General features: G+C 42.6%; 1 protein-coding gene. It reads left to right on the top strand.

The features are described 5' to 3' along the window. On the top strand, positions 1-2,337 hold a 2,337-nt coding region (locus H6S82_RS29315), incomplete at both ends, for a CHAT domain-containing tetratricopeptide repeat protein (RefSeq protein WP_191057183.1).

Genomic DNA, 2,337 nt, shown 5'->3' with positions numbered 1-2,337 from the left:
GGAGAGTTTTATCAGCAACAGTTGGCGATCGCACAAGCAATCTCCAATCCTAAACAGGAAATGATCGCTCTCATTGGGCTAGGACAGGTCAATTATGCTTTGGACAACTACAGGAAAGCAATTGAATACTATGAGCGGGGTTTAATTATAGCGAGAAACATCCGCTCTCCACAAGATGAAACGGCAATTTTAGGAAATTTGGGATTACCTTACTTTGAACTTGGAGATTACAGTAAAGCGATTGGTTACTATCAGCAACAGTTGCAGCTTGCACGCTCAATCCAAAGCCCCAGCAGTGAGATGGCAGCACTTACTAATCTCGGTATATTTTACAGCTCCCAAGGGGATTATGGCAAAGCGATTGATTACTATCAGCAAAGTTTGGCTTTAGCACGGCAAATTAAGTACCGTAAAGGACAGGTATCAGCTTTAGGAAATTTAGGTCGTTTATACAACAACATAGGAGATTATAATGAAGCGATTAAGTATTTACAGCAGCAATTGGTTATCTCACGGGAACTCAAAGATCGCCAGGGAGAAAGTACAGCATTAGGAAATCTGGGAGCAGCTTACTTGGCCTTGGGTGATAATAAGCAAGCGCTTGAGTCCTATAGGCAGTTCTTGACCATTGCTCAGGAAATAAAAGATCTCCAAGGTGAGGCTTTGGCTTTGGGAGGCTTAGGTGATGTTTCTCTTGCCTTGGGAGACTATAACCAAGCAATTAAATTCTATGAACAGTCGTTAGCTATTGAGCGGCAAACTCAAAACCGTGTCCATAAGGGGGGTATTTTTGCGAGTTTGGGTAATGCTTACATTGCTTCGGGAGATTACGATCGGGCGATTGAGTTTTACACCCAAAGCTTGCAGCTCAGTCAGAAACAAAAAGACCGCGAAGTTCAAGGAATATCTTTAAACAATTTAGGTATTTCTTTTCTCAAATTAGGTAAGCTTGTTGAAGCAGAGAAAAACCTACTTGCTGCTATCGAAATTTGGGAATCTATACGGACAGACTTAGGTAACAAAGATTCTGAAAAAATATCAATTTTTGAACAACAAGCTCGGAGCTATCGCTCCTTACAAGAAGTCCTAGTCGCTCAAAATCGAACTTCGGCTGCACTGGAAGTTGCTGAACGAGGAAGGGCGCGTGCTTTCTTTGACTTGTTAACAAGACGGTTAAATCCCCCATCAGAAGCTAAACCTACCATAACTTACCCCACATTGGAAGATATTAAGAAAATTGCCAAAGCTCAAGAGGCTACTCTTGTTCAATACTCAATTATTTATGAAGATAGCAAAGAGTCAGCCCTCTATATTTGGGTAATTAAACCTACTGGTGAAGAGGTATTTCGCCAAGTTGACCTCAAATCATTGCGACAACAAAATAAATCCCTTATTAACCTTATTCCTCGTATTCGTCGTGGTATTAATGTAAGAGGTGCTAATACTAATGAACCACTTTTTAAACCGGGCGATCGCATTCACTTCAAAGGTGACACAGCAAACTCAGAACCTTGGGAAGTCGTATCATTCGATACTCAAAATGGCATACTTAGAGTCAGACTTCCCTCTTTTACAGAGGGTGTAACCATACCGAAATCAATCAACGATGTAGAAGACTTCGGACAGACATCACTGCAACAACTCCACCAAATTCTCATCCAACCGATCGCTGACTTATTACCGACTAATCCTAGCGATCGCGTAATTTTCATCCCCCAAGCCGAGTTGTTTCTCGTTCCCTTCCCCGCTTTGCAAGATGCCAATGGCGACTACCTTATTAAAAAACATACTATTCTCACCGCTCCCTCAATTCAAGTCCTAGAATCAACTCATAAACTTCGCCACAGTCAACAAATTTCTCCCAATGCACCCGTCTTGGTAGTCGGTAATCCTTCACCGATGCCTAACCAGTATAGCCCTCTCCCCTATGCAGAAAAAGAAGCCACAGATATAGCCTCTCTATTCAATACAAAAGCCATCATCGGAACACAAGCCACCGAAACATCTATAGTTGCTCAAATGTCCAATGCACGGGTAATTCATTTAGCAACACATGGAGAATTCGATAATATGCGAGGATTGGGAAGTGCGATCGCACTAGCCCCCTCTGACAAAGACAATGGATTGCTCACCGCCGAAGAAATCCTTAATCTTAAGCTTAACGCTGAATTAGTCGTTTTAAGTGCTTGCGATACGGGGCGAGGTCGCCTAACGGGAGATGGTGTAATTGGATTATCCCGTTCTTTAATAGCTGCTGGCGTTCCTAGCGTTGTTGTCTCTCTATGGAAAGTACCGGATGATACAACCGCAGGACTCATGTCAGAATTTTACCGCCAA

Origin of the sequence: Planktothrix sp. FACHB-1355 (assembly GCF_014748295.1) — a bacterium.
Lineage (GTDB): Bacteria > Cyanobacteriota > Cyanobacteriia > Cyanobacteriales > Aerosakkonemataceae > Aerosakkonema > Aerosakkonema funiforme_A.
Note: the sequence above shows the minus strand (reverse complement) of the source record. Positions and strands in the feature narration are given on the sequence as shown.